The 25413-nt window shown below is 63.8% G+C and carries 31 protein-coding genes and 1 tRNA gene; 16 read left to right on the top strand and 16 right to left on the bottom strand.

Annotated features, from left to right (window positions below; genetic code table 11):
- Positions 1–27: 27 nt before the first annotated feature.
- The 3 genes from AAV94_RS08590 to AAV94_RS08580 all read left to right on the top strand — a co-directional run bounded on the left by AAV94_RS08590 (position 28) and on the right by AAV94_RS08580 (position 1659).
- Positions 28–1029: a DNA-directed RNA polymerase subunit alpha gene (locus AAV94_RS08590; RefSeq protein ID WP_046741915.1), complete on the top strand. Its 1002-nt coding sequence runs from the start codon at positions 28–30 to the stop codon at positions 1027–1029.
- A gap of 125 nt (positions 1030–1154) precedes the next feature.
- On the top strand, positions 1155–1559 hold the full coding sequence (gene rplQ, locus AAV94_RS08585) for a 50S ribosomal protein L17 (protein ID WP_046741914.1): 405 nt from the start codon (positions 1155–1157) through the stop codon (positions 1557–1559).
- Positions 1560–1582: 23 nt separating this feature from the next.
- Positions 1583–1659: transfer RNA gene (locus AAV94_RS08580), tRNA-Met, on the top strand.
- A gap of 87 nt (positions 1660–1746) precedes the next feature.
- On the opposite strand, the gene AAV94_RS08575 is transcribed toward AAV94_RS08580, so the two are convergent.
- The 11 genes from AAV94_RS08575 to ygfZ all read right to left on the bottom strand — a co-directional run bounded on the left by AAV94_RS08575 (position 1747) and on the right by ygfZ (position 9581).
- Positions 1747–2571 carry an undecaprenyl-diphosphate phosphatase gene (locus tag AAV94_RS08575; RefSeq protein ID WP_046741913.1) on the bottom strand — a complete coding sequence of 275 codons (825 nt, stop codon included), beginning with the start codon at positions 2569–2571 and terminating at the stop codon, positions 1747–1749.
- Positions 2572–3026: 455 nt separating this feature from the next.
- The gene (locus tag AAV94_RS08570) at positions 3027–3344 is read right to left on the bottom strand and encodes a 4a-hydroxytetrahydrobiopterin dehydratase (RefSeq protein ID WP_046741912.1); all 318 of its coding nucleotides are present in this window, start codon (positions 3342–3344) and stop codon (positions 3027–3029) included.
- A 395-nt stretch (positions 3345–3739) separates the two neighbouring features.
- A complete protein-coding gene (gene rpmG / locus AAV94_RS08565; protein WP_046741911.1) occupies positions 3740–3910 on the bottom strand; it encodes a 50S ribosomal protein L33 in 171 nt (56 codons plus the stop codon).
- A 22-nt stretch (positions 3911–3932) separates the two neighbouring features.
- The gene (gene rpmB / locus AAV94_RS08560; RefSeq protein ID WP_046741910.1) at positions 3933–4166 is read right to left on the bottom strand and encodes a 50S ribosomal protein L28; all 234 of its coding nucleotides are present in this window, start codon (positions 4164–4166) and stop codon (positions 3933–3935) included.
- 202 nt (positions 4167–4368) lie between these two features.
- A complete protein-coding gene (locus tag AAV94_RS08555) occupies positions 4369–4953 on the bottom strand; it encodes an anthranilate synthase component II (protein ID WP_046741909.1) in 585 nt (194 codons plus the stop codon).
- Positions 4954–5038: 85 nt separating this feature from the next.
- Positions 5039–5563 carry a hypothetical protein gene (locus AAV94_RS08550; protein ID WP_046741908.1) on the bottom strand — a complete coding sequence of 175 codons (525 nt, stop codon included), beginning with the start codon at positions 5561–5563 and terminating at the stop codon, positions 5039–5041.
- A gap of 38 nt (positions 5564–5601) precedes the next feature.
- The gene (locus AAV94_RS08545) at positions 5602–5961 is read right to left on the bottom strand and encodes a chorismate mutase (protein WP_046741907.1); all 360 of its coding nucleotides are present in this window, start codon (positions 5959–5961) and stop codon (positions 5602–5604) included.
- Positions 5958–7493: an anthranilate synthase component I family protein gene (locus AAV94_RS08540; RefSeq protein WP_046741906.1), complete on the bottom strand. Its 1536-nt coding sequence runs from the start codon at positions 7491–7493 to the stop codon at positions 5958–5960. The genes AAV94_RS08545 and AAV94_RS08540 overlap by 4 nt, the downstream gene beginning before the upstream one ends.
- A 288-nt stretch (positions 7494–7781) precedes the next feature.
- Positions 7782–8165, bottom strand: coding sequence for a DUF1627 domain-containing protein (locus AAV94_RS08535; protein ID WP_231731317.1), 384 nt, complete (start codon positions 8163–8165; stop codon positions 7782–7784).
- Positions 8166–8178: 13 nt separating this feature from the next.
- Positions 8179–8391 (bottom strand): transcription antiterminator/RNA stability regulator CspE, encoded by a 213-nt coding sequence (gene cspE / locus AAV94_RS08530; RefSeq protein ID WP_046741904.1) that lies wholly within the window; start codon positions 8389–8391, stop codon positions 8179–8181.
- A gap of 221 nt (positions 8392–8612) precedes the next feature.
- Entirely contained in the window at positions 8613–9581 is a 969-nt protein-coding gene (ygfZ, locus tag AAV94_RS08525) for a CAF17-like 4Fe-4S cluster assembly/insertion protein YgfZ (protein WP_046741903.1), read from the bottom strand.
- Between the two features lie 166 nt (positions 9582–9747).
- Here ygfZ and mltG point away from each other — a divergent pair, with 166 nt between their 5' ends.
- From mltG to queA, 12 genes are all read left to right on the top strand, one after another.
- Positions 9748–10725, top strand: a complete 978-nt coding sequence (mltG, locus tag AAV94_RS08520) for an endolytic transglycosylase MltG (protein WP_046741902.1) — start codon at positions 9748–9750, stop codon at positions 10723–10725.
- Positions 10725–11438, top strand: coding sequence for a dTMP kinase (gene tmk, locus AAV94_RS08515; RefSeq protein ID WP_046741901.1), 714 nt, complete (start codon positions 10725–10727; stop codon positions 11436–11438). Before mltG ends, tmk begins: the two co-directional genes overlap by 1 nt.
- Positions 11439–11507: 69 nt before the next feature.
- Complete coding sequence (locus AAV94_RS08510) at positions 11508–12548, top strand: hypothetical protein (protein ID WP_046742045.1); 1041 nt, start codon at positions 11508–11510, stop codon at positions 12546–12548.
- 57 nt (positions 12549–12605) lie between these two features.
- Positions 12606–12977 carry a PilZ domain-containing protein gene (locus AAV94_RS08505; RefSeq protein ID WP_046741900.1) on the top strand — a complete coding sequence of 124 codons (372 nt, stop codon included), beginning with the start codon at positions 12606–12608 and terminating at the stop codon, positions 12975–12977.
- Between the two features lie 75 nt (positions 12978–13052).
- On the top strand, positions 13053–13859 hold the full coding sequence (locus tag AAV94_RS08500; RefSeq protein ID WP_046741899.1) for a TatD family hydrolase: 807 nt from the start codon (positions 13053–13055) through the stop codon (positions 13857–13859).
- Positions 13856–14578 (top strand): ankyrin repeat domain-containing protein, encoded by a 723-nt coding sequence (locus AAV94_RS08495; RefSeq protein ID WP_046741898.1) that lies wholly within the window; start codon positions 13856–13858, stop codon positions 14576–14578. The genes AAV94_RS08500 and AAV94_RS08495 overlap by 4 nt, the downstream gene beginning before the upstream one ends.
- 428 nt (positions 14579–15006) lie before the next feature.
- Positions 15007–15777 carry an ABC transporter ATP-binding protein gene (locus AAV94_RS08490; protein ID WP_046741897.1) on the top strand — a complete coding sequence of 257 codons (771 nt, stop codon included), beginning with the start codon at positions 15007–15009 and terminating at the stop codon, positions 15775–15777.
- A 64-nt stretch (positions 15778–15841) separates the two neighbouring features.
- Positions 15842–16543 carry an ABC transporter ATP-binding protein gene (locus tag AAV94_RS08485; RefSeq protein ID WP_407927312.1) on the top strand — a complete coding sequence of 234 codons (702 nt, stop codon included), beginning with the start codon at positions 15842–15844 and terminating at the stop codon, positions 16541–16543.
- A 52-nt stretch (positions 16544–16595) separates the two neighbouring features.
- Positions 16596–17795: an ABC transporter substrate-binding protein gene (locus AAV94_RS08480; protein ID WP_046741895.1), complete on the top strand. Its 1200-nt coding sequence runs from the start codon at positions 16596–16598 to the stop codon at positions 17793–17795.
- Between the two features lie 86 nt (positions 17796–17881).
- A complete protein-coding gene (locus AAV94_RS08475) occupies positions 17882–18769 on the top strand; it encodes a branched-chain amino acid ABC transporter permease (RefSeq protein WP_046741894.1) in 888 nt (295 codons plus the stop codon).
- Between the two features lie 15 nt (positions 18770–18784).
- The gene (locus tag AAV94_RS08470; protein ID WP_046741893.1) at positions 18785–19777 is read left to right on the top strand and encodes a branched-chain amino acid ABC transporter permease; all 993 of its coding nucleotides are present in this window, start codon (positions 18785–18787) and stop codon (positions 19775–19777) included.
- Positions 19778–19830: 53 nt separating this feature from the next.
- On the top strand, positions 19831–20928 hold the full coding sequence (gene queA, locus AAV94_RS08465) for a tRNA preQ1(34) S-adenosylmethionine ribosyltransferase-isomerase QueA (protein WP_231731315.1): 1098 nt from the start codon (positions 19831–19833) through the stop codon (positions 20926–20928).
- A 36-nt stretch (positions 20929–20964) separates the two neighbouring features.
- Here queA and AAV94_RS08460 read toward each other — a convergent pair whose 3' ends face one another.
- The 4 genes from AAV94_RS08460 to rsmI all read right to left on the bottom strand — a co-directional run bounded on the left by AAV94_RS08460 (position 20965) and on the right by rsmI (position 24562).
- Positions 20965–21378, bottom strand: a complete 414-nt coding sequence (locus AAV94_RS08460) for a YgiW/YdeI family stress tolerance OB fold protein (protein WP_046742044.1) — start codon at positions 21376–21378, stop codon at positions 20965–20967.
- Between the two features lie 130 nt (positions 21379–21508).
- The gene (locus AAV94_RS08455; protein WP_046741891.1) at positions 21509–22894 is read right to left on the bottom strand and encodes a sensor histidine kinase; all 1386 of its coding nucleotides are present in this window, start codon (positions 22892–22894) and stop codon (positions 21509–21511) included.
- Positions 22891–23559, bottom strand: a complete 669-nt coding sequence (locus tag AAV94_RS08450) for a response regulator transcription factor (RefSeq protein ID WP_046742043.1) — start codon at positions 23557–23559, stop codon at positions 22891–22893. Before AAV94_RS08450 ends, AAV94_RS08455 begins: the two co-directional genes overlap by 4 nt.
- Positions 23560–23629: 70 nt before the next feature.
- Complete coding sequence (rsmI, locus tag AAV94_RS08445; protein WP_046741890.1) at positions 23630–24562, bottom strand: 16S rRNA (cytidine(1402)-2'-O)-methyltransferase; 933 nt, start codon at positions 24560–24562, stop codon at positions 23630–23632.
- A gap of 30 nt (positions 24563–24592) precedes the next feature.
- Between rsmI and AAV94_RS08440 the strand changes: the two genes are divergently transcribed.
- On the top strand, positions 24593–25006 hold the full coding sequence (locus AAV94_RS08440) for a YraN family protein (protein WP_046741889.1): 414 nt from the start codon (positions 24593–24595) through the stop codon (positions 25004–25006).
- On the opposite strand, the gene uraH is transcribed toward AAV94_RS08440, so the two are convergent.
- Entirely contained in the window at positions 25007–25357 is a 351-nt protein-coding gene (uraH, locus tag AAV94_RS08435; RefSeq protein WP_046741888.1) for a hydroxyisourate hydrolase, read from the bottom strand. It abuts the gene before it with no gap.
- Positions 25358–25413: the final 56 nt, after the last annotated feature.

Raw genomic sequence — 25413 nt, 5'->3', positions numbered from 1 at the left:
AGCCGGGGGTATTGATAGGAAGTAGTTATGCAGACCAATTTGCTAAAGCCCAAGACCATCAGTGTCGAGCAGATCGCGCCCAATCGCGCACGGGTTGAGCTGGAGCCGTTCGAGCGCGGCTACGGCCATACGCTGGGCAACGCCCTGCGGCGCGTGCTGCTCTCGTCCATGGTGGGCTATGCGCCAACCGAGGTCACCATCGCCGGCGTGCTGCACGAATTCTCGAGCATCGACGGCATCCAGGAGGATGTGGTTAGCATTCTGCTCAACCTCAAGGGTGTGGTGTTCAAGCTGCACAACCGTGACGAGGTCACGCTGAGCCTGCGCAAGGAGGGTGAGTGCGTGGTTACGGCTGCGGACATCCAGACCCCCCATGACGTCGAGATCGTCAATCCCGACTACGTCATTGCGCATATGTCCCAGGGTGCCAAGCTGGATATGCAGATCAAGGTCGAGAAGGGCCGCGGCTACGTGCCTGGCACGGTGCGGCGCTATGCCGATGAGGGTACCAAGTCGATTGGTCGCATTGTGCTTGACGCATCGTTTTCGCCTGTGCTGCGTGTGAACTACACGGTTGAGAATGCCCGTGTCGAGCAACGCACGGATCTGGACAAGCTGGTCATGGAAATCGAGACCAACGGTGCCATCTCCGCCGAAGATGCGGTGCGCACGTCCTCTCGCATCCTGGTTGAGCAGCTGGCCGTTTTCGCGCAGCTCGACGACAGCCAGATCGAAGCCATCAACCAAGGTTCCGGTGGCACGCGCACCGGCACCAGTGCTGACGCGTTCGATCCGATCCTGTTGCGTCCGGTCGACGAACTCGAGCTTACCGTCCGTTCGGCGAACTGCCTCAAGGCCGAGAACATCTACTACATCGGTGATCTGATCCAGCGCACCGACAATGAGCTATTGAAGACACCGAACCTGGGACGCAAGTCGCTCAACGAGATCAAGGAAGTGCTGGCCTCGCGTGGCCTGACACTGGGCATGAAGCTCGAGAACTGGCCGCCTGCCGGGTTGAACGACTGATTGCCGCCTTCTTTCCGTGGCAGCTGCCCGGCGACGTAACGGTTGGGCGTGCTGCTGCTACCGCTTTTTTGTTGCAACTGTAGGTACCTGATCCGGCCCACAGTCATTTTTATAAGGAAATCATCATGCGACATCGCAACGGACTACGTAAACTCAATCGCACCAGCGCCCACCGCCTGGCAATGCTGCGCAACATGAGCAACTCGCTCATCGCGCATGAACTGATCAAGACGACCCTGCCCAAGGCCAAGGAGTTGCGTCGCGTGGTGGAGCCGCTGATTACGCTGGCCAAGGTCGATTCGGTAGCCAATCGTCGCCTCGCCTTCAATCGCCTGCGTGATCGCGACTCGGTGACCAAGCTCTTCAATGAACTGGGGCCGCGCTTCAAGACGCGTCCAGGCGGCTACACCCGTATCCTCAAGATGGGGTTCCGGGTGGGCGACAATGCGCCCATGGCACTGGTTGAACTGCTTGATCGCCCCGAGGAAGATGCAGAAAAAGCAGCGACCGAAGTGAAGACGGCAGAATAATCCGTGTTATAATTTTTGCTTACCGCGCGATGGAGCAGTCTGGTAGCTCGTTGGGCTCATAACCCAAAGGTCGGAGGTTCAAATCCTCCTCGCGCAACCAATACATGGCAGCAGGTGTTTCTGCTGCTTTGAAAAATCCCACTTAAAAGTGGGATTTTTTTTGGCCTGATACAGGATGATGGAAGCGTCAGGGCGTCAGGATACCCATGCTCAGCAGCAGCAGAACCAGCGCGCCCAGAACGATGCGATAGAGCACGAAGGGCAAGTAGCTGTGGTGCGAAATCCATTTCAGGAACACCACGATGACGGCGTAGCCGCTGATGAATGCGACCAGGGTGGCGATTGCGGTTGGCATCAGGGACACGGACGCGATCTGGGGCCAGTTTTTGAACAGCTGGTAGAACCCGGATGCGATCACCGCCGGGACCGCAAGCAGAAATGAGTACCGGGCGGCGGCCTCTCTGGTGTATCCAAGCAGCAGCCCCCCGGTAATGGTGCCCCCGGAACGAGAAACACCGGGGATCAGCGCCATTGCCTGCGCCAGGCCAAACAGCATGGCGTGACGCCAATTGAGCGCTGACAATGTTCGCACCTTGCGACCACAGCGGTCTGCTACGCCCAGCAGTAGGGCAAAACCAATCAGTGTTGCGGCAGTGAGGTAGAGATTGCGTGCAGCCCCTTCAATGAGGGGACTGCATGCGAGTCCCAACACGACGATGGGAACGGTGCCAAGGAGGATGAACCATCCCATCTTTGCGTCCGGATCACGGCGCCGGACCGGATTAACCAAAGCTGCAAACCAGCTGCGCGCGATGCGCTGCAAATCCCTGCGAAAGTAAATCAGCACGGCCGCTTCGGTGCCTAGCTGGGTGATGGCGGTAAACGCCGCGCCAGGATCGCCGCCAGAAGGCAGCAATGGCCCGAAGATGCGCAGATGTGCACTGGAGGAGACCGGGAGGAACTCGGTGAGGCCTTGCAGCAATCCGAGGACGACAGCTTCAAACCAATGCATGAGGAATGGGGTGCGTTCGGTAGTAATTGGCGCTGGATGCGCAACAGGCAGGGATGTGGCGATGCGTTCTGCATCGCAATCGCAAAGCGGGCAATTGTCGCATGCGCAACCGGGTGCACTGCGGCAGCCATTGGTAAGGCGCGCGACAGGACATTTCGTGGCGCGGGCCTTGCCCTGCCGCAGTCCTTTTATGCGGCCGGGCTTGGAACCTGCTTATGCGCTTTTTTGCACGGCTATGCCTCATCCTACGACGCGATGCGAGGCTCCAACCGCAGTCGGGCTTGATGTCACGACGAGGGTTTGTCACACGCAGCGTACGGCTAGCAAGGAAACCTGAGAGATAGTCAGGCAAAAGCGCACCGGATAGCGTTGTCTGCCGCACTTTTGCCTGACTGCGCAGGGCCAAAAAGCACGTCAACAGGTTCTCAGACGTAGGCGGCGCTCCGCGGCAACTCTCAGCGTTCGGCGTGCGCGCTGGCAAAGCGTGAATAGATGGCGTCGATATCCTGCGCCAGTGCGATATCGCGTTGGCTCAGTCCGCCGGCATCATGGGTGGTCAGCGTGATCTCGACCACGTTGTAGTTGTTGGACCATTGCGGATGGTGGTTGCCTTTTTCAGCGTGCAGCGCCACCTGGGTCATGAACGCAAACGCATGTGCAAAATCCGCGAATTCCAGGGTGCGCGAGATGGAGCCGCCGTCGTCGCCGTCGTAGCGCCATTCGGGTACCGAGGACAGCGCGGCTTCGCGTTCGAGATCTGTCAGTCGTTTCATGGCAAATCCTTGTCAAGTGTTGATACACAGGGCGGTTCTGAATCAGGGTATGGGCAGCTGGCAGCCAAGTCCATGGCCAAATCCGCGGCATCACGCGCAGTGCTTGGCGCCAATGTGCGTTGGCTGACCGGGCACATCCATGGTCCACACGCACGTGGGTTGCTGTTTCGCCGTCGCGCGCGCGTAAAAGCAACGCGCGGTCATCCCAGAATAGCTGGGCGACCTGCCAAGCCTATGCCGGTTTGGACGCGCGCATTCCAAGGCGCTGCAGTGTTTCTGAACCCTGCGGCAAGAGGATAAGCCAGGGCGGATGCGTTGCGCAGACCCAAAGAAAAAGGCCAGCGCGATGGCTGGCCTTTGGCTCACGGGATTGCCTGGAGGCAATAGACGCTGCCTTATTTGAGCTTGACTTCCTTGTATTCGACGTGCTTGCGTGCCTTGGGGTCGAACTTCATGAAAGACAGCTTGTCGGGCGTGGTCTTTTTGTTCTTGGTGGTGGTGTAGAAGTGGCCGGTGCCTGCAGAGGACTCCAGCTTGATCTTTTCGCGGCCGCCTTTGGATGCCATGGTGTTACTCCTTCAATCTCGATCAGGCCTGACCGCGTGCGCGCAGGTCGGCCAGCACGGCATCAATACCGTTCTTGTCAATCAGACGCAAAGCAGCGCTGGAGACGCGAAGGCGCACCCAACGGTTCTCGCTCTCAACCCAGAACCGCTTGTATTGCAGGTTGGGCAGGAAGCGGCGCTTGGTCTTGTTGTTGGCGTGGGAGACGTTGTTGCCCACTTGCGGGCGCTTGCCCGTGACGTCGCAGACGCGTGCCATAAAAGTCCTTTTCGGTTTCCCTTGTTTGCAGCAGGCCAACTGCCATCGCAGTGCCTGCCTCACCTCGCCAGATTGAGGGTGGCGGTATCCCTTGCATGCCAAGCTCGGCACGCTGTTATCGGAAAAAGCCGCGTATTATAACTGGACGGTCACCGGCCGTAAAGCCCCGGTTGCGCAGGAGAATTGGCAGGCGGCAATCGACTCAGGCCAGCACGGGGGTGGACAACTCCATGAAGTTGCGCAGCATTGCATGCCCGTGTTCCGTCAGGATGGACTCTGGGTGGAACTGCACGCCCTCGATGGGCAGGCGCCGGTGGCGAATGCCCATGATCTCGCCATCGTCCGTCCATGCGGTGATTTCCAGCTCCGGGGGCAAGCTGGCGCGTTCGATCGACAGTGAGTGGTAGCGGTTGACGGTAAATCGCGCAGGAAGCCCGGCAAACACGCCTTGCTGCGTGGTGGTGATCACACTCGTCTTGCCGTGCATCTGTTGCTGCGCGCGCACGATGGTGCCGCCAAACGCCACGCCAATGCTCTGATGACCCAGGCAGACGCCGAGGATGGGCAGCTTACCCGCGAAATGCCGGATGGCCGGCACGGAAATGCCGGCTTCCGCCGGCGACGACGGTCCGGGCGAGATGACCAGCCGATCGGGGGCAAGTGCCTCGATTGCCGCCAGGCTGGTTTCATCATTGCGCCACACGGTTACCTGCGCGCCCAGCTCGCCGAAATACTGGACGATGTTGTAGGTGAAGCTGTCGTAGTTGTCGATCATCAAGATGTGCATGGCAATTTCCTTGCTGAAATGCGCGGGCCGAGCGCCGGGGAGTTGCAGGCTTCGTGCGAGGGGCGCAATGCGCCCTGCGGCGTATTCAGGGCGACGTCTCCCCCGTCAGGATGCGCACATCGCGCGGCCAGGGATAGTCGGCGCCAGGTTCGGAGAAGATGTTTGCCTGCCCCTGGTGCAACAGCCAGACGCGCACCCGGTTGCTGGCTTCGTCCAGCGTGATCGCGACTGCCTCAATCCCGCCCTGATGCTGGCGGTTGCCGGTGATGTAGTAGGTGCTGCCTTCGACTGACAGGGGCCCGCTCACCTGTAGATTCTGCAGGGCCAGTGCGTAGCCTTGCTTGCCCAGCAGGTGGCTCAGACGCGCAGCAATGTCTGGCCGCTGCAGAAAGGGCGTTTCATGCGGGTATTGCCCCAGTGCCTGCTCCAGCGCCTGCCAGTCGAGGGGCAGGGGAGCCTGCGGTGCTGGCACGGCCTGCGGCGCAGCGTCTGCGCCAGTGGCAGTTTCCTGCCGGTCGATCTGGCAGGCACTCAGAAGGCTGGCGATGCAACCGGTGGCTGCAAGCATGATCACGCGTTGGGCAACCGTCGGGGCAGGGCGAGGTGGCATGGCAGACAGGCAAAATGGCGGGCGTGTGAGAGGGGGTGTCAGTCCTTTGGGGCTTCTTCGCGGTGGTGATCCGAGCTGGCGCGCAGGCGCTCGAACTCACGGTGCTCGAAGGCGATATAGGCTTCCATCATGCTGCGGTAGATCGCCTCGATCACGTCCGGCTGGCCGCCTTCCGCCTCGGCACGTGCGCGCACGCGTGCGACGATGGCTTCTATGCGAACCTCATCGCGCACGAGCTCGGGGGATGCCTTGATGCGTGCGGCCTGCGTCATATAGCCGCCGCGTTCGACGAGCAAGGGTACCAGTATGTCATCCAGTGCGTCGACGCGGCGGCGCACCTCGGTCATGTCGTTGCAGTGAGCGGTTTTGTCGATGGCGCGCTTGCCGGGTTGGGTCATGACTCGAATCCTTCCTCCACCAGTTCCGCTGCGCGCAGCAGTGCGCGGGCCTTGTGCTCTGTCTCCCGCCATTCCATTTCAGGCACGGAATCGGCCACCACGCCTGCTGCGGCCTGGACATACAGCGTGTCGTCCTTGATGACGCCGGTACGGATGGCGATGGCCACGTCCATATCCCCCGCGTAGCTGATGTAGCCACACGCGCCGCCGTAGATGCCGCGTTTGACAGGTTCGAGCGCGTCGATCAGTTCCATGGCATGCACCTTGGGTGCTCCGGTCAGCGTGCCAGCCGGGAATGTGGCACGCAGTACGTCCATCGGGCCCATGCCCGGTTTGAGCAGGCCCTCCACGTTGCTGACGATATGCATCACGTGGCTGTAGCGTTCCACCACAAATGCCTCGGTTACTTTGACCGAGCCGGTCTGCGCGATGCGTCCGATGTCGTTGCGGGCCAGATCGATCAGCATGACGTGCTCGGCACGCTCCTTCGGGTCGGCTACCAGCTCCTCTTCGGCCGCCTTGTCGAGTTCCGGCGTTGCGCCGCGCGGCCGTGTGCCCGCGAGCGGGCGGATCGTGACTTTTTCTCCGGCCTCGGTTCGCTCCTGTCGCACCAGAATCTCCGGACTGGCACCGACGACGTGCAAGGTGCTGCCGGGCTGTCCCTCCTGCGCGTCAGCACCGCTGAAGTTGTAGAAGTACATGTACGGGCTGGGGTTGAGCGCGCGCAGTGCCCGGTAGAGCGACAGTGGGCTTTGCGTGTAGGTGCGTTGGATGCGCTGGCCTACCTGTACCTGCATGAACTCGCCCGCGGCAATCATCTCCTTGGCGCGCTCGACCGCCCGCAGGTAGTCGGCCTTGGCAAAGTGGCGCACCGGGGGATGGCTGGCGCTCGACACAATGGTCGGCGCGGTGACCGGCAGATCCAGCATGGCGCGTAAGGTACGCAGGCGCTGCTTGGCGCGGTCGTAGGCATCCGGCTGAGAAGGGTCGGCGTAGACCAGCAGATAGAGCCGGCCCGACAGGTTGTCGATGACGGCGACTTCTTCCGCATGCAGCAGCAGGATGTCCGGCAGGCCGATGTCATCGGGCGGGCAGGAGTGCGCCAGCTTTTTCTCAATGTGCCGCACCGTGTCATAGCCAAAGTAACCGGCCAGGCCACCGACAAACCGCGGCATGCCCGGCTGTAGCGCGACCTTGAAGCGCTGCTGGTAGCTGGCGATGAAGTCCAGTGGGTTGCCATGGTGCGTCTCGACGACGTGACCATCGGTCACGACCTCGCATCGGGCCTGCGCCCCAAAACCACTGGCGCGCAGTAGTGTGCGGGCGGGCAGTCCAATGAAGCTGTAACGCCCGAAACGTTCTCCGCCCACCACCGATTCCAGCAGGAACGTGTTTTTGCCATCGTTCTGCGAATGGGCCAGTTTCAGGTAGAGGGAAAGCGGCGTTTCGAGGTCGGCGAAGGCCTCGGCCATCAGCGGAATGCGGTTGTAGCCCCGCTGGGCGAGGTCTTGGAATTCCAGTTCGGTGATCACGGCGTGTGTTCTTGGCAACGGCGAGATTCTTGCGGGAGCGCGCTCGCCTGGGTTTCTGAGCAGATCCGGACCCGTTGATGCGGCAACGGAGAAAAGATGGCGTGGCAAGCTGCGCGCGGAGCAGGATTCAGTCGGCAGGCTTTCGCCAACGCCAGTCCGACAGGCACACGTGGTCTGCGTAGCGCGCGGGAAGTAGGCTCAGAAACAGCATGCCTGCTAGTGTAGCAAAGCGCAGGCGTGTTGCCAGCAGGTGCCAGTTGGCCTGTTGCAGGGCGGCTGGACGGCTATTTATGCGGATGGCCGTGCTGGCGGTAGTGCCGCGGCGGCAAGCAATACTCTGTGTTTGGCGATATCGCGCCCAAAGGCTGCCAGCACATGGTCCGAAATGGCGGCATGCAGCATGGCGGTACGCGCGATTTCGGCGTGTTTGTCGTGCATCTGCAAAAGGGTGTCGTCAACGGCCGCAGAGCGCGTCTGCAACAGTACGGGAATTAGCACGTCCATGGCGATCAGACTGCCTTTCAACTCACAGATACGCTCGGTTGCTTCCTGGAGATTTTTCATGGCAACGCCTTGTTGGGATGGGAAGAGCCTCCCATCGGAATAAAAAAAGCGCGAACCAAGTCGCGCTTTTTTGGGGCAGGCTGGCCAGTGATGGCCAGATTCCTGCAAGTGCGGCGGTGGATTACTCCACGGCGCGGATGTTCGATGCTTGCGGGCCCTTGGCGCCTTGCGTCACTTCAAACTGAACACGCTGGTTTTCAGCCAGGGTCTTGAAGCCAGTGTCCTGAATTTCACGGAAGTGGGCAAACAGATCCTTGCTGCCATCATCAGGAGCGATAAAGCCAAAGCCTTTGGCGTCATTGAACCACTTTACAGTACCAGTCAGAGTCGTCATAACGATTTCCTTTAAAAAATTGCCAGGGCGAAAAAACCCGCCTGGCGAAGAAACGCGAAGAAAATCATCAGGGGAATCGAACGACTGCTGGCGAAAAGCAAGCAGGTAACAAATACCAATGAGCGGATGCTCTTTCACATATCAACAGCCCTAATGTACACCAAATCTTCCTCGTGTGGGGATCGGATGCAGCAGGCGTTGTTTTTTACCGCGACGGCCATTCAAATATCTTCCAGCAATGGGTACGGCGCAGGCGAGACCGTCAGTGGCACGGTGATCTGGTCCAGGCGCAGTTCGAGCGGGGCTTGCGCTGCGTCGACACGAAGGCTAGCAACGGCGTCAAACGCGCCTGCCGGTCCATCGATCGCTGCGGCGCTTTGCACTAGCACGCCGCAGGGCTGATCGCTACCAGCAGCATGGATTTCCGTGCCGGGCGCTGGGACGGGCAGGGACTGTCCGCGCACGAGGAATGCCCGGCGTTTGATGGCACCACGGAACTGGCTGCGCGCCACGACCTCCTGGCCGGGGTAACAGCCTTTCTTGAAACTGATGCCGCCGACCGATTCGTAGTTGAGCATTTGCGGAACAAACTGCTCAACCACCGGCGCGCTGATGGTGGCAACACCGCTGCGGACCTCGCTGCTGGCCCATACCAGGTCATCCAGCGTCGCGGCAGGCGCGGTCTGCCCCGCAGGTACCAGCAGCAGGGCACGTGCAGCGCCATCGGCGGGATAAAGGCCGACGGCTCGGGCCGCGGGTCCGTTCGTGTCGGACTGCGCAGCATCACGCCATGCGAGAACCTGCCATGGTTGCAACGGCTGACCGAGCACGCGCTCTACCGCCTGGCCAAGCAAACCCCGCAGCTGCCACTGGTCGCTGGCGTCGGTGATATGGACCTTCGCGCGCAGAACGAACATGCCCAGACGCTTCTGGACTGCGGGGAGAATGCTTTGGTGGCACAGCAGCAGCACGTCCTCGTCGCCGTCGCGCAGTGCTATGAGGTTGGCCAGCATGCGTCCCTTGGCGTTCAGGTAAGCGGCCAGGCGCGCCTGCTGTGGCTGCTGCAGTGCGATGTCGTTGCTCAACTGTCCGTGCAGGAAGGTGCGCGCGTCGGCGCCGCTGCAGTGCAGCACACCCAGGTCAGGGACCAGCGTGATGGCGTCATTGAAGGGAAAGGCAGTAGGCGACATATTGCGTGAAAAGATCGTGGACAGGTTCAGTGCCGTTGCCGACCGGGCAGAGGGCGAAACATGCTATCTTCGCGGCTCGGATCGGCGGGCAGCACTTAAGTGTTGCCGCATTATTCAATGTTTTTCAATGACAGGTTGACCGGGTTTGTTGCGCAGACTACTGCTGATGATCGTATTGCTGGCACTGGCTGCCGGTGCTGTGCTGGCCTACGCCAACTGGTGGCGTAGCCAGCCGCTTGATCTGGGCGATGCGCCCGTCGAGCTCGAGATTCCCCGTGGTAGTTCCGCGCGGATGGTCGCGCAGCTGCTGCACAGCAGTGGTGCGTTGCCGTTGCCCGCGCCGCTGACCTATGCCTGGCTGCGCGCCACCGGTGCCGCCAGTCAGCTCAAGGCGGGCTACTACGCGTTCGAAAGTGGTGTGACGCCACAGCGCATCGTCGATCGCATCGTGCGCGGCGAGCAGTCGCTCGAAGCGATGACCATTGTCGAGGGCTGGACGTTCCGTCAGGTGCGCGCGCTGCTGGCGCAACTGCCGCTCCGTCACGATACTGCTGAGCTGAGCGATGCGCAGATCATGGCGCGCCTGGGCCGCGAGGGCGTGCACCCCGAGGGCCGCTTCTTTCCCGACACTTATCTGTTTGCCAAGGGCAGCAGCGATCTGGCGCTGCTGCGCCAGGCCATGGAAGCGATGGACCGCATGCTGGAGGCTGCCTGGCAGCAACGTGCGCGTGACACGCCGCTGCGATCGCTTGATGAGGCATTGATCCTGGCCAGCATCATCGAGAAGGAGACCGGCCTGGACAGCGAGCGCGGTCGCGTTGCCGGGGTGTTCATCAACCGGCTGCGCCTGGGCATGCGGCTGCAGACCGACCCGAGCGTGATCTATGGGGTTGGTGAGGATTTTGACGGCCGCCTGCGCCGCGTCCACCTGGATACCGATACGCCCTGGAATACCTACACCCGGGCGGGGCTGCCGCCCACGCCGATTGCCATGCCGGGGCGTGCCTCGCTGCTGGCTGCGGTGCAGCCCGAGAAGACGACGGCACTGTACTTCGTGGCGCGAGGCGATGGCAGCAGCGAGTTCAGCGACACCCTGCAGCAGCACAATCGGGCGGTCAACCGCTACATCAGGGGGCAGCAATGATGACGAACGGCGTGACCCAGGGCGCCGCCGAGCGTGGCTGGTTCGTCAGTGTCGAGGGCATCGACGGTGCCGGCAAATCCACGCATGTTTCTGCCATTGCCGATGCCTTGCGCGCGTCCGGCCAACGTGTGTGCGTCACGCGCGAGCCAGGTGGCACGCCGTTGGGGGAGAAGCTGCGCGCACTGCTGCTACAGGATGAGATGGAGGCGACGACGGAGCTGCTGCTCGCCTTTGCCGCGCGTCGGCAGCATCTGGCGCAGGTGATCGTTCCCAACCTGGCTAGCGGCGCCAGCGTGGTATGCGACCGTTTTACCGACGCCACGTATGCCTATCAGGGCGCTGGTCGCGGAGTGGATTGGGCGTTGATCGCCACGCTGGAGCAAGCGGTGCAGTCGGGCTGGACGCTGCCGCCTGCGCCCGGGCGTGCCGGCAGCGCTGCGGCGCCGCTGCTGCAGCCTGACTGCACGCTGTGGTTCGATGTGCCGGCACAGGTGGCCGCCGAGCGGCTGCGCGACGCCCGCCAGCCTGATCGCTTCGAGGGACAAGCGCGCGCATTTTTCGAACGGGTTGCGCAAGGCTATGTGCGCCGCGCCGGCGAGGCGCCGCAGCGCATTGTGCGCATCGACGCTGACAGGCCGCAGTCTCAGGTGGCCGAGCAGGTGCGGGCCGTGCTGCGGGCCCGGGGAATCGTCTCGACGCTGGACAAGGCATAGACGCTGATGGCGACACGCTCCTCTCCTGCCGCTAGGCAAAAAGCGGCGCCCGTAGCACCGGCCGTGCCCATGCCCTGGCTGGTAGGGCAACTGCAGGCCTTGCTGCAGCAGCAGGGCCACGCACTGCTGCTCGAAGGCCCTTCAGGCCTGGGCCAGTTCGAACTTGGCCTGGCCTATGCGAGTGCGGTGCTGTGCGAGCGCCAGCCGGCAGGCGCGCCGCTGCAGCCAGCTTGCGGCCAGTGCGAAAGCTGTCATGCCATTGCCGTGCACACACATCCGGACCTGCTGGTGCTGCTGCCCGAGGCCTTGCAGCAGGAATGGGGCTGGGGGGCGCCTGACGCAGAATCGTCAGGAGAGGCCAAGCGCAAGCCCAGCAAGGAAATCCGCATCGAGGCCATGCGCCAGATGATTACCTTCAGCCAGCGTACCGATGCGCGCGGGCGCGGCAAGGTCGTGCTGATCTATCCGGCCGAGAGCATGAACACGGTGACCGCCAACGCCCTGCTCAAGACGCTGGAGGAGCCGCCAGGCAACTCACGCTTCGTGCTGGTCAGCGATGCGTCCCATCGGCTGCTGCCCACCATTCGCAGCCGCTGCCATGCATGGCATATGCACTGGCCACGGCCCGAGGCAGTGGCCAGCTGGTTGGCATCTAGCCAGGGCGAGGCTGCGCCGGATGGCGAGCGGCTGCAGGCGGCCTTGGCCGCAGCTGGCGGGCGCCCGCAGGATGCCAGGCAGCTGCTGCTGGCGGGCTTTGATGGGCAATCCTGGCGGGACTTGCCGCGCAGCATCGCCCATGGTGAGCCAGCGCTGCTGGCGCAGGTGGCGCCAGGCGCAGCCATCACCATGCTGCAGCAGTTGTGCCATGATGTACTGACGGTGCTGGCAGGCGCAACGCCGCGCTACTTCCCGCGCGAGGCCGTTGCGCCTTTGGTGCCGCCTGCGGTCCTTGCGCAGCGGCCGTTGCGCCAACGCGCCTTTGCGCAACTGACGCAATGGGGCAGTGAGCTGATGGCCGCCGCGCGCACCAGCGAGCATCCGTTCTCGCAGGAGCTGATGCTCGCCGCACTGGTCGAACGCGCGCGCTCTGCCCTACACTTCAGGATGTAATTGTCTGTGTTCTCCAGCGTTCGCGCCTGCAACGGCGAGCGATTTCCTAGTACCGCCATGAATGCTCCCATCGAAGAAGTCAGCAAGGTCGCGCGACCCAGCGTGATCCAGCTCAACATCAAGGAGAAGGCCGCGCTGTATGCGTCCTACATCCCGCTGTTCAAGGAAGGCGGCATCTTTGTGCCCACCGAGCGCGAATACCAGATGGGCGATGACATCTTCGTCATGCTGACGCTGCCGGACGACCCCACCAAGTACGCCATTGCCGGCAAGGTGGCCTGGATCACCCCGGCAGGGGCTTCGGCAGGGCGCGTGCGCGGTGTGGGGGTACGGTTTCCTGCTGACGCGAAATCGGCAGAACTTCGCGCCAAGATTGAGAATCGTCTTGGCACCGCGCTGCAATCCGGGCGGCCCACACACACCATTTGATGGCGGTCGCACTTGCCTTCATGGCAGCGCCGCACTCTTTTTCAGCTGTTCCGGCTGCTTAGGCTGTTTCCCCCCATGTACGTTGATTCCCACTGTCATCTCAGCTATCCCGAGCTGGTCGACGATTGGCCGCGCATCCGCGCGGCCATGCAGACCGCGCAAGTTGATCGCGCGCTGTGCATCTGCACCACGCTGGAGGAGTTCGAGTGCGTGCATGCGCTGGCGCTGGACAATGTCAACCTCTGGTGCACCGTCGGCGTGCATCCGGACAACGAGGGGGTGGCCGAGCCGACGCTGCAGACGCTGATCGAGCTGGCCGGGCGCGAGAAGGTCGTTGGCATCGGTGAGACCGGGCTCGACTATTACGACATGCAGGGGCGCAAGGGCGGGCGCAGCATTGCCGACATGGAGTGGCAGCGCGAGCGCTTTCGCACCCACATCCGCGCCGCGCGCCAGGTGCGCAAACCGCTGGTCATCCACACACGGGACTCCGCGCAGGCGACGCTGCAAATCCTTGCCGAAGAGGGCGAAGACGGTGCGCGCAACCTGGCAGGCGGCGTGTTCCACTGTTTTGCCGAGGACGTTGCGGTGGCCAGGCAAGTGCTCGAGATGGGCTACTACATCTCCTTTTCCGGCATCGTCACCTTCAAGAATGCCAAGGCCCTCAAGGAGGTTGCGCAGTTCGTGCCGCTTGATCGCATGCTGATCGAGACGGACAGTCCCTATCTGGCGCCTGTGCCGTATCGCGGCAAGGTCAACAACCCCTCATACGTTGTGCATGTAGCCGAGCATATCGCGCAGCTGCGCGGCATTACGCCACAGGCAGTGGGGGAAGCCACCAGCCGCAACTTCGCCAACCTCTTTACCGGAGTCCAAGCATGAACGCATCCGAAGTCGATCTGTTTCGTCCTGCGCGGGCAAACCGCCGCCAAGTGCTCGGTGGCGCGGCGGCAGGCGCGCTGCTGATGCTGGCAGGCGCGCGCGCGGCATGGGCGCTGTCCGACGATGCGGAGGGACTGCTGACGGCCGCTCGCCGCAACCATGGGAATGCAGCGGCGCGTCTGCTTGAGCGCGGCGTCAACCCCAACTTTGTTGGCGCAGATGGACAGACGCCGATGACACTGGCACTGCAGCTGGGCAGCGGCACGGTCTTTGATGCCTTGATGGCATCGTCCGCCACCAATGTGGAATTTCCCAATGCCCACGGTGAGACGCCGCTGATGATTGCGGCCATTCGCGGCAATCTGGATGCCGTACGGCGCCTTGTGCGTGTGGGCGCGCATGTCAACCGCCCGCAATGGACGCCGCTGCACTACGCGGCCGCAGGAGCGTCCGATGATCAGGTGGCGATCGTCGAGCTGCTGCTGGACAAGCAGGCCGACATCAACGCACGCTCGCCCAACGGGACCACGCCGCTGATGATGGCGGCGCAGTACGGCACCGACGCGGTGGCCAAGCTGCTCATGGCCCGTGGCGCGGATCCCCATCTCAAAAACCAACTCGGCCTGACGGCAGCGGATTTTGCGCGGCGTGTCAGCCGACAGGCGTTGGCCGAGGCGATCGAACGCTACGCGCAGCAGGTGCCTGTGCACACTGAGTGATCTGCCCTGCCCGAGAAGCTGTTTACGATCTTTTCATACACCTTTGCCTGGCTGCCCTTCGGGTTGCCTCGCCAGACGCACGCTGCGCCGTTGCCAATCCTCGTCGGGCTACCAGCCCGACTGCGGTTTGTGCCTTGCATCGTATCGCCCGGTGGGGCAACGCGGCGTATGAAAGGATCGTGCACAGGTTCTTTATGGTGGTGGCTTGAGCGACTGCGCGGAAACTTTGCGCAGCTGTGTCGGTGCGTGCGTGGCCTGGCCCAGGACGCGTCAGGGCATGCCTGCCCGCGCGTACAAACCCCGAGAGGGCATACCCCGATTGTCGTTGAGGAGGCCGCCGCTTAACAATTGCCGCAGCCCTCAGGCCGCTGGTTTTGCTCCTGCCGCCTGCCGTCAACCTTCACTTCCGCGCAGTGCGCCGATCGGGCATGAGCGACTACATCCTCACGACGCAGAACCTGACCAAACAGTTCAAGGGATTCACCGCGGTGGACGATGTGAACCTGCAGGTCCAGCGCGGCCACATCCATGCGCTGATCGGGCCCAACGGTGCGGGCAAGACAACGTGCTTCAACCTGCTGACCAAGTTTCTGGTGCCCACGCGCGGCAGAATCTTCTTCAACGGCGTTGACATCACTGGCGAGAAGCCCGCGCAGATTGCACGCCGGGGCGTCATCCGCTCCTTTCAGATTTCGGCGGTGTTTGCGCACCTGAGCGTCCTGGAGAACGTGCGCATTGGCCTGCAGCGCCAGTTGGGCACGCAATACCATTTCTGGAAAAGCGACGCGACGCTGCGCCAGCTGGATGCGCGCGCGCTGGAGCTGCTCGGTGAGGTCGGCCTGCGTGACTGGGCCGATGAAATCACCGTCAATCTGCCCTATGGGCGCAAGCGGGCGCTGGAGATTGCCACCACGCTGGCCATGGAGCCCGAGCTGATGCTGCTCGATGAGCCTACCCAGGGCATGGGCCATGAGGATGTTGACCGCGTCACGGCGTTGATCAAGAAGGTGTCGGTCGGACGCACCATTCTGATGGTCGAGCACAACATGAAGGTGGTCGCAACGATCGCCGACCGCATCTCCGTACTGCAACGCGGCGCGATGCTGGCTGAAGGCAGTTATGAGGAAGTCTCGCGCGATCCGCGTGTGATGCAGGCCTACATGGGCACCAGCGAAGGTCAACTGCAAGGAGCGCACTGACATGCTCACACTCGTCTCCCATTCTCAGCCGGCCAGTGCCGCAGGCGCAGACGGCAGTGCCACCATGGCACTGGAAATTGTCGATCTGCATGGCTGGTATGGTGAATCACACGTGCTGCATGGCGTCAACCTGCAGGTACGTCGCGGTGAGGTCGTCACGCTGCTGGGGCGCAATGGCGCGGGACGCACATCCATTCTTCGCGCCATTACCGGGTTGATCGGCAAGCGCCGCGGCGCGATCAGGATCAACGGCGTGGAAACGATTGCCATGCCCACGTACCGGATTGCGCATCTGGGCGTTGGCTACTGTCCGGAAGAGCGCGGCATCTTTGCCAGCCTCACCGCCGAGGAAAACCTGCTGCTGCCGCCGCCGCTCAAGGGGCATGGCCCGGGCATGCCCCTTGAGGAAATCTACGCTATGTTCCCCAACCTTAAGGAGCGGCGCCAAAGCCCTGGCACACGGCTGTCGGGCGGAGAGCAGCAAATGCTGGCAGTGGCGCGCATCCTGCGCACAGGCGCCAACATCCTGCTGCTTGACGAGATCTCCGAGGGCCTGGCACCGGTGATCGTGCAGGCGCTGGCACGCATGGTCGAAACCCTGCGCAGCAAGGGCTACACCATCGTGATGGTGGAGCAGAACTTTCGCTTTGCCGCGCCGCTGGCCGACCGCTTCTATGTCATTGAGCATGGCCAGGTCGTGGAGCACTTCCTGGCGCACGAGCTGGAGGCAAAGGCGGATTTGCTGGCGGAACTGCTCGGCGTCTGAGCCTGTATCTGTCCGCAGATGCGATGGGTCATTTCAACACAAGGAGACAAGCATGAGAAAAAGCAGATGGACAGTGATGGGGGCGCTGCTGGCGGCAGCGGGGCTGATGACGGCCACTGCCCATGCGCAGGAGAAGGTCGTGATCGGATTTGTCACGGACATGTCCAGCCTGTATTCGGATGTGGACGGGCGCAACGGCGCGGTGGCAGCGCAGATGGCCATCGACGACCATGGTGGCCAGGTGCTGGGCCAGCCCGTTGAACTGCTCACGCACGATCACCAGAACAAGGCCGACATTGCCGCAGCGAAGGTGCGCGAGTGGATCGACACGCAGAACGCCAAGATGATTCTGGGCGGCACCAACTCGGGCACGGCGCTGGCCTCTGCCACGGTGGCCAGCGAGAAGAAGGTGCTCTACATCAACAATGGCGCGGGTACTTCCGCGCTGACGAACGCGCAGTGCTCCCCGTATACGATTCACTACGCCTACGATACCGTCGCGCTGGCGCGGGGCACAGGCGCCGCCATCGTGGCCGAAGGGGGCAAGGACTGGTTCTTCCTCACGGCGGACTACGCCTTTGGCCATGCGCTGGAGGCCGATACCGCCGCTACCGTCAAGGCGGCAGGCGGCACCGTCAAGGGCGCAGTGCGCCACCCGCTCAATGCCTCGGACTTCTCCTCCTTCCTGCTGCAGGCGCAGGGCTCGGGCGCGCAAATCCTCGGGCTTGCCAATGCCGGGGGCGACACCATCAACGCCATCAAGTCGGCCAACGAGTTCGGCGTCACGCAGACCATGCGCATGGCGGGGCTGCTGCTGTTCCTGACCGACATTCACAGCATGGGCCTGGAGACGACGCAGGGCTTGCAGTTCACTACCAGCTACTACTGGGACCGTGACGATGCCTCGCGCGAATGGGCGCAGCGCTTTTTTGATAGGACGGGCCGCATGCCCACCAGCGTGCAGGCGGCCAACTACTCGGCCGTGGCCAATTGGCTCAAGGCTGTCGAGGAAGCCGGTACCACCGATGCCGATGCAGTCAACGCGGTGCTGCGCGGCAAGCCGCTGAGCGACTTCTACGCCTCTGGCGTAATCCGCCCGGATGGCCGCTATGCCCATGACATGTATCTGGTCGAGGTCAAGAAGCCCGAGGAGTCCTCGCGCGAGTGGGACTACCTGAAAGTGATCAAGCCACTGCCGGCGGACGAAATCTGGACGCGCCAGGAAGAAAGCAAGTGCGCGCTCTGGAAATAAGCGCGCTGCGCAACCGATTGCCCGTGAGGTTCCGGCGCGCGGGTGCGCCGGAACTGTTGTAGCCCATCTTGCTAGCAGCCACCGTCATGGATACCTTTTTTGGAGTGCCCTTGCCAGCCCTGCTGGGCCAAGTTCTGCTGGGGCTGGTCAACGGCTCGTTCTACGCCATCCTCAGTTTGGGTCTGGCGATCATCTTCGGGCTGCTCAATGTCATCAACTTCGCCCATGGCGCGCTGTTCATGATGGGGGCGGTGGTGGCGTGGATGGGGGGGCATTACTTGGGCCTGAGCTACTGGACGATGCTGCTGTTGGCGCCGCTGGTGGTGGGCGCCTTCGGCATCGTGCTCGAACGCCTGCTGCTGCGCTGGACCTACAAGCTCGACCACATCTATGGCCTGCTGCTGACGCTGGGCCTGACGCTGCTGATCGAAGGGGCATTCCGCTCGGCCTATGGCGTCTCGGGCCTGAGCTACCAGACACCGGCGCTGCTGCAGGGCGGCGTCAACCTCGGCTTCATGTTCATGCCCAAGTACCGCGCCTGGGTGGTGATTGCGTCGCTGATCGTGTGCTTTACCGCCTGGTACCTGATCGAGAAGACGCGCCTTGGCGCTTATCTGCGCGCCGGCACCGAGAATCCGCGACTGGTGGAAGCCTTCGGCATCAATGTGCCGCTGATGATTACGCTGACCTACGGCGCGGGGGTGGCACTGGCTGCCTTTGCCGGGGTGCTGGCCGCGCCCATCTACCAGGTCTCGCCGCTAATGGGGCAGAACCTCATCATCACCGTCTTTGCCGTGGTCGTCATAGGCGGGATGGGCTCGATTCTTGGCTCCATCGTCACCGGTCTGATGCTGGGCGTGGTCGAAGGACTCACGCGCGTGTTCTATCCGGAGGCCTCGTCCACCGTCGTCTTCGTCATCATGGCCATCGTGCTGCTGATCCGGCCCGCCGGGCTGTTCGGCAAAGAGAAGTAAGGCAGGGCAACCATCATGCGTCAATCACTGTCCCTCCTGGGCTATCTCGCACTGCTGCTGGTGCTGGTGGCAGCGCCCTTCATGGGCGCCTATCCGATCTTCATGATGAAGCTGTTCTGCATGGCCCTGTTTGCCTGCGCCTTCAACCTGCTGTTCGGCTACACCGGCATGCTCTCCTTTGGCCATGCGGCCTTTCTCGGCGGTGCGGGCTACATCACCGGCCATGCGCTCAAGGTCTGGGGTGTGCCGCCGGAAGTCGGCCTGCTGCTGGGCACGGCGTTTGGCGCCTTTCTGGGTCTGGTGGTGGGTTATCTGGCCATCAAGCGCCAGGGCATCTACTTCACCATGATCACGCTGGCGTTGGCGCAGATGCTGTATTTCCTGTGGCTGCAGGCGCCGTTTACCGGCGGCGAGGATGGACTGCAGGGCGTGCCGCGCGGCACGCTGCTGGGCTTCATCGACCTGCGCAGCGACCTGACCATGTACTACGTGTGCCTGGCCATCGTCGCGGCGGCCTTTTTGTTCATCATGCGCGTGGTGCATTCGCCGTTCGGGCACGTTCTGCACGCCATCAAGGAGAACGAGCCGCGCGCGACTTCACTGGGCTATGACACCAACCGCTTCAAGTTGTTGGTGTTCGTGCTCTCGGCGGCGCTGTCCGGGCTGGCAGGCGCGCTCAAGACGCTGGTGCTGGGCTTTGCCACGCTCACGGACGTGCACTGGACGATGTCGGGCCATGCGGTGCTGATGACGCTGGTGGGTGGTATGGGCACCATGGCCGGCCCGCTGGTGGGGGCGCTGGTAGTGGTGGCCATTGAGAACAAGGTCGGCGAATGGGGCCATTGGATGGCTAATCTCACCAGCATCGATTGGTTCCGCTCGCTGGGCGAATCCGTCACCATCGTCACTGGCTTCATCTTTGTGATTTGTGTGTTGCTGTTTCGCCGCGGCATCGTCGGTGAAGTGCTGCATTTCCTTGGGCGGCGGGGGAAGAGGCCAGGCGCCTGACCCCGCACGGCAAGCCGACCTTCCCTACAATGGTTGGCTTTGCCTGCCTTGCCATGTCCGAGCGCCGTTACACCCTTGCAGATTTCGACTACCCGCTGCCGGAGGAACTGATCGCGCACCATCCGGCGCCCGTGCGCAGCGCCTCGCGTCTGCTCGATGGGCGCCAGTGGCCGGCGCAGGATCGGGTGTTTCATGATCTGCCCGCGCTGCTCGCACCGGGCGACCTGCTGATCTTCAATGACACCAAGGTCGTGAAGGCGCGTATCTTCGGCGAGAAGGCCAGCGGCGGCAAGCTGGAAATCCTGATCGAGCGCGTGCTGGAGGACGACCAGGTGGCCGTGCACCTGCGCGTGAGCAAGAAGCCGGCTGTGGGCGCGACGCTGCATTTCGCAGGCGGGCTGGCGCATGGCGGATTCGATGCCACGTTGCTGGGACGCTACCCGGGTGCGGACGGCCCGCTGTTTTGCCTGCAGCTGCAGCTGCCGCCGGGCGAGACGGCCTGGAGTGTGATGGAGCGTTTCGGCCATCTGCCGCTGCCGCCGTACATTGAGCGGCACCAGGCGGACGGTGACGACGCCGATGCCGCCGAGGATGCCGAGCGCTATCAGACCGTGTTCGCCCGCAAGCCCGGTGCCGTCGCCGCGCCCACGGCGGCCCTGCATTTTGATGCGGCGACGCTGCAAGCCCTGCAGGACAAGGGGATCGAACGCGCCGGCATCACCCTGCACGTGGGCGCTGGCACGTTCCAGCCGGTCAAGACCGAGGACATCGGCCAGCACCGCATGCACAGCGAGTACTACGAGATACCCGCCGCGACGCTGGCAGCCATCGACGCCTGCCGCGCGCGCGGCGGGCGCGTCGTGGCCGTGGGCACGACCTCCGTGCGCACGCTCGAATCCTGGGCGCAAACGGGCCAAACCCGTGGGGACACGCAGATCTTCATCACGCCGGGCTTCCGGTTCCGCGTGGTCGATCTGCTCGTGACCAACTTCCATCTGCCCAAGAGCACCCTGATGATGCTGGTCAGCGCCTTTGCCGGCTATGACCACATCCGCCGCCTCTACGCCCATGCCATCGCCGGGCGCTACCGTTTCTTCAGCTACGGCGACAGCATGCTGCTGCAGCGTACCGAAAGCCCGCAAGCGAGCTGACGCGGGGGCGCAGCCCGGCCTGCCAACAACAGCTTGTTACGGCAGCACGGTCAGGCGCTCGACCTCCAACTCGGTCTTGTTCCAATCCTTGTCCAGCTCGCCCAGCAGTTCCACCTGCTGTTTGTCGCTGACGGTCTGGCCGCGCGGGAAATCGTCGTCGTCAATTTCCACGGTGATGCGGCCGGTGCCGTCGTCAAAGGTGTAGTGCTCGTCGCCGTGGTAGGAGATGAGGCGGCCTTGCAACCGGGCGTACTGGTCATCGCGGCCGGTCTCGAGCAGCTGTTGGATCGTCATCTGCGGGATGTTGCTCGGCCCGGAATAGTGGCCACGGCTGGCCGTTGCACCCTGCGCGCCAGGGCCGGTGTAGGCAGGGCTTTGCGCCAGCGCGGCGGTGGCTGCGCCTGCGGCAAGCAAGGTGGCAACAGTGCGGATGGTTGGGCTTAAACGCATGATGATTCTCCTCAGGTTATCGGGATGGTTGCTCCGCCCGATTGCGAAGCTGTCGGTATTGGAAAGCCCGAACCTGAAGGCAATCTGAAGGTCGGCCGATAACTGTTCAGCGAACTGATTCAACGCGCAATCAGGCCGGCGGAAAGTCGAGCACGACGCCCAGTCCGCGTTCGTCGATGCCGTCCTCGAAGTGCAGGCGCGCGCGGTGCAGCGCGGCAATGCGTGCCACGATGGACAGGCCCAGTCCATTGCCGCTTTGGCCGGTGCCCAGAACGCGAAAGAAGCGCTCGCCCAGGCGTGCGCGCTGTGATGCCGGCACGCCGGGGCCATCGTCGCGCACCGCCAGCCGCGTGCCGCCACCTGGCAGGCGCGCGGTTTCGATGCGGATGCGCGTGCCGTCGCGCCCGTAGCGCATCGCGTTGTCAACCAGATTGCGAAGCGCACTGCGCAGCAGGGGCGGGCTGGCGCGCAACTGAGGCACCTCCAGTGCGTACTCGATGCGCATGCCCCGCGTCAGCTCGGTCAGGTCCATGCCGTCCAGCAGCGCATCCAGCGCCACCGTCTCCATGGCGGGCGCCTGCGCCTGTGGTTCCAGCCGCGCCAGCGTCAGCAGGCTCTCGACCAGCGCGGTGCAGCGGTCGATGTCCGCGCGCAGCTGCTGCAGGTGGCGCTGCGGCAACTGCAGCTCGCGCTCGATCAGCTGCACGCGCATGCGCAGCGCCGCCAGCGGCGTGCGCAGTTCGTGCGCGGCATCGGCGGTGAAGCGCCGCTCGCCGTCCAGCGCCGCGTTCAGGCGCTGCAGCAAGGCGTTGAGGGCATCCAGAATCGGTTGTAACTCGCGCGGAGCGTCCGCAGCCTCGATGGGCGTGAGCCCGTCGGGTGACTGGCGGTTGATGCGGCTGGCGGTGTCTTCGAGCGGGCGCAGCAACCGTCGGATTTGCCACCAGCTCAGTCCGGCGAGAAGCCCTAGCAGGCCGAGGGCTGGCCACAGCAGGCTTTCGGCCATGTCCTCCAGGAGCTCCAGGCGTTCCTCCATGGGCTGCGCCACCTGCGCGGTCACGCCTCCGGGGCCGGGGCGGACATGTACCCGCCAGAACTCGCCGTCGGCCCAGACGGTGGCGGTCTCGTCGTCGTCCTCGTCGGGCAGAAAGGCCGTATCCGGAGTGTCCTCGCTGCGCAGCAGCACGCGCCCGTCGGGTGCCACAAGCTGGTAGTACATGCGCAGGCCGAGCACCTCGTCGCGCTCCAGCCGGGCAGTGCGCGCATCCGCTAAGCCATGGCTGCCGCCCTGCGGCGCCAGTTGCAGGACCAGGCGTGCGCCTTCTTCCAGCGCATCGTCGAAGAATTCGCTGGTGGCCAGCCAGGCCACGCCCACGACGATGGTCAGCGTGACCAGCCATAGCCCGATGCTGGCGCCCATCACCGTCAGCAGCAGGCGCTGCCGCAGTGACCAGGGCTGGCGCGCCGCATCCGTGCGCCGCCTGTGCTTGAGAGACAGCCAGGCCGGGCGCTTCATGGCGGTGCCAGCGTGTAGCCCTGGTTGCGCACCGTCACGATGAAGCGGCTACCCAGTTTCTTGCGCAGGTTGTGGATGTGCACTTCGATGGCATTGCTTTCCACCTCCTCGCCCCAGCCGTACAAGGCGTCTTCGAGCTGGGTGCGGCTGAGGATATGGTGGGGGCGGCGCATCAGGGCCTGCAGCACTGCGAACTCGCGCGCCGTGAGCGGCACCGGCTGCCCGGCCCGGGTCACGCGCTTGGCGGCGGGGTCGAGTGTCACCTCGCCGTGGCGCAGCAGGGGGCCGGGCTGAGCGGCGGCGCGCCGCACGGCGGCACGCACGCGCGCCGACAGTTCCTCTAGATCGAAGGGCTTGACCAGGTAGTCGTCGGCGCCCAGGTCCAGCCCCTCGACGCGGTCGGACAGCGTGTCGCGCGCAGTGATCATGATCACCGGCAGAGTTGCCTGGGCGGTTCTGGCGGTGCGCAGGGCCTGCAACACCGCGTCGCCGTCCAGGCCTGGCAGACCGCGATCGAGCAGCACGCACTGGTAATCGTGCGTGGCCAGCGCCGTGGCGGCCTGGTCGCCACGCGTTAGCCAGTCCACGGCGTAGCCATCGAGTTCCAGCCAGGACTGCAGCGAGCTGCCAAGGGAGGTGTCGTCTTCAATCAGCAGAATGCGCATGACGCGACATTGACCCACGAAGATGAAGCGAAGCTGAAGGGCGGCCGCGACCGCAGCGCCAGGCAGCCAGTCATGCGCGCTCGGAGCCCGCATGCCGCTGCGCCAGCGCGGCCTCGTACAGTGCATTGCGCGCCGCACCGGTGAACTGGGCGGCTACGCGTGCTGCACTTTTGAGCGAGACGCCCTCATTGTTCAGCAGCTGCATCAGGCGCAGCGCCTCTTGCGGGATGGCCGATTCCGCAACCGCCTTCTCGGGTGCGTGCACGATGACCACGAACTCGCCACGCTGGCGCATTGCATCCTCGCGCAGCCAGTCGCTCAGGCCGCGGGCGGCGGTGGTATGCAGCTGCTCGAACTGCTTGGTCAGCTCGCGTGCCAGCGTGACAGGGCGATCGCCGAGGACGGCAAGGCTGGCGGCCAGCTCGGTGATGCGGTGCGGCGATTCCAGCAGCACCACGGGCCGTGCCTCGGCCTGCAGCGCTGCGATGGCCGTCTGCCGCGCCTTGCCCTTAGCCGGCAGAAAGCCGGCAAACAGGTAGCCGCCAGCGCCCTGCACGAGGGCCGTGGCGCTCAGCGCGGTGGTGACACTGCTGGCACCGGGCAGCGGCACCACGCGCAGGCCACAGCGTTGCACCTCGTCGACCAGCAGGGCGCCGGGGTCGCTGATACCGGGCGTGCCGGCATCGCTGACGTAAGCGATCCGCAGGCCCTGTCGCAGGCGTTCGACGACCGCCTGCGCGGCGCTGCGCTCGTTGTGCTGGTGCAGTGCCAGCAGGGCGTTGCCGGGCTTGTCGATGCCGTAGGCCTGCAGCAGCTGGCGCGTGTGCCGCGTGTCCTCGCAGGCAATGGCATCGACCAGCTGCAGCACATGCAGGGCGCGCAGGCTGATGTCGGCCAGATTGCCAATGGGCGTGGCCACCATGTAGAGCGCCGCCTGCGGATAATGCTGGCTGCCTGCAGCAGCGTGGGCCGCCTGCAGGGCGAGGGCGAAGGAGGGAGTCACGTGAAGTTTCTCAAGTCGTTCAGAAAAGACATGGCGGCAGGTCCGGCGCCAGCGCCAATTGTCGCACCCACGCGCCAGCAGACCGGCGCGGCGGCCGAGGACGCGGCGCTGGCGTACCTTCTGGGCCAGGGCCTGCAGTTGGTGGCACGCAATGTCCGCACGCCCGGGCGCGGTGGCGGGGAGGTGGATCTCATCCTGCGCGAGGCCGATGGCACGCTGGTGTTCGTGGAGGTGCGCGCGCGCCGCAGTGCCCGCTTCGGCGGGGCGGGCGCCAGCATCGACGCGCGCAAGCAGCAGCGCGTGGCGCTGGCAGCGCAGCATTTTCTGCTCACGCAGGGCGGACCGATGCCGCCGTGTCGCTTTGACGTGGTGCTGGTCGGCCCGGCGCGCGATGGTGCCGCTGGCAACACGCTGCAATGGCTGCGCGCGGCGTTCGATGTCTGATTACGAGCCGCGGTAGGTGGAGTAGCTCCAGGGGCTGACCAGCAGTGGCACGTGGTAGTGCGAGGAGGCGTCGGCCACGCCGAAATCGATGTGCACCACATCCAGAAACGGCGGCTGCGGCAGGGCAGCGCCCGCCTTGCGAAAGTACTCCGCAACATGAAAGCACAGCCGGTAGCGCCCCGCGATGAACGCTTCGGCAGCCAACAATGGTACATCGGTGCGGCCATCGTCGTTGAGTGTGCAGGAATGCATCAATGTGGTGCCATCATCACTGATTTGGTGCAGTTCGATCCGCATGCCGGCGGCGGGCTTGCCGGCTGCCGTGTCCAGCACGTGTGTGCTCAGTCCCATGGAAGCTCCTTGTCGTTGAAGGGGATGGATGCGCGCCGCGCACGATCTGTGCCACG

This window comes from Lampropedia cohaerens, assembly GCF_001005215.1.
Taxonomy (GTDB): domain Bacteria; phylum Pseudomonadota; class Gammaproteobacteria; order Burkholderiales; family Burkholderiaceae_C; genus Lampropedia; species Lampropedia cohaerens.
The sequence above is the reverse complement of the archived record's forward strand: the minus strand, read 5'-3'. Positions and strand labels throughout refer to the sequence as shown.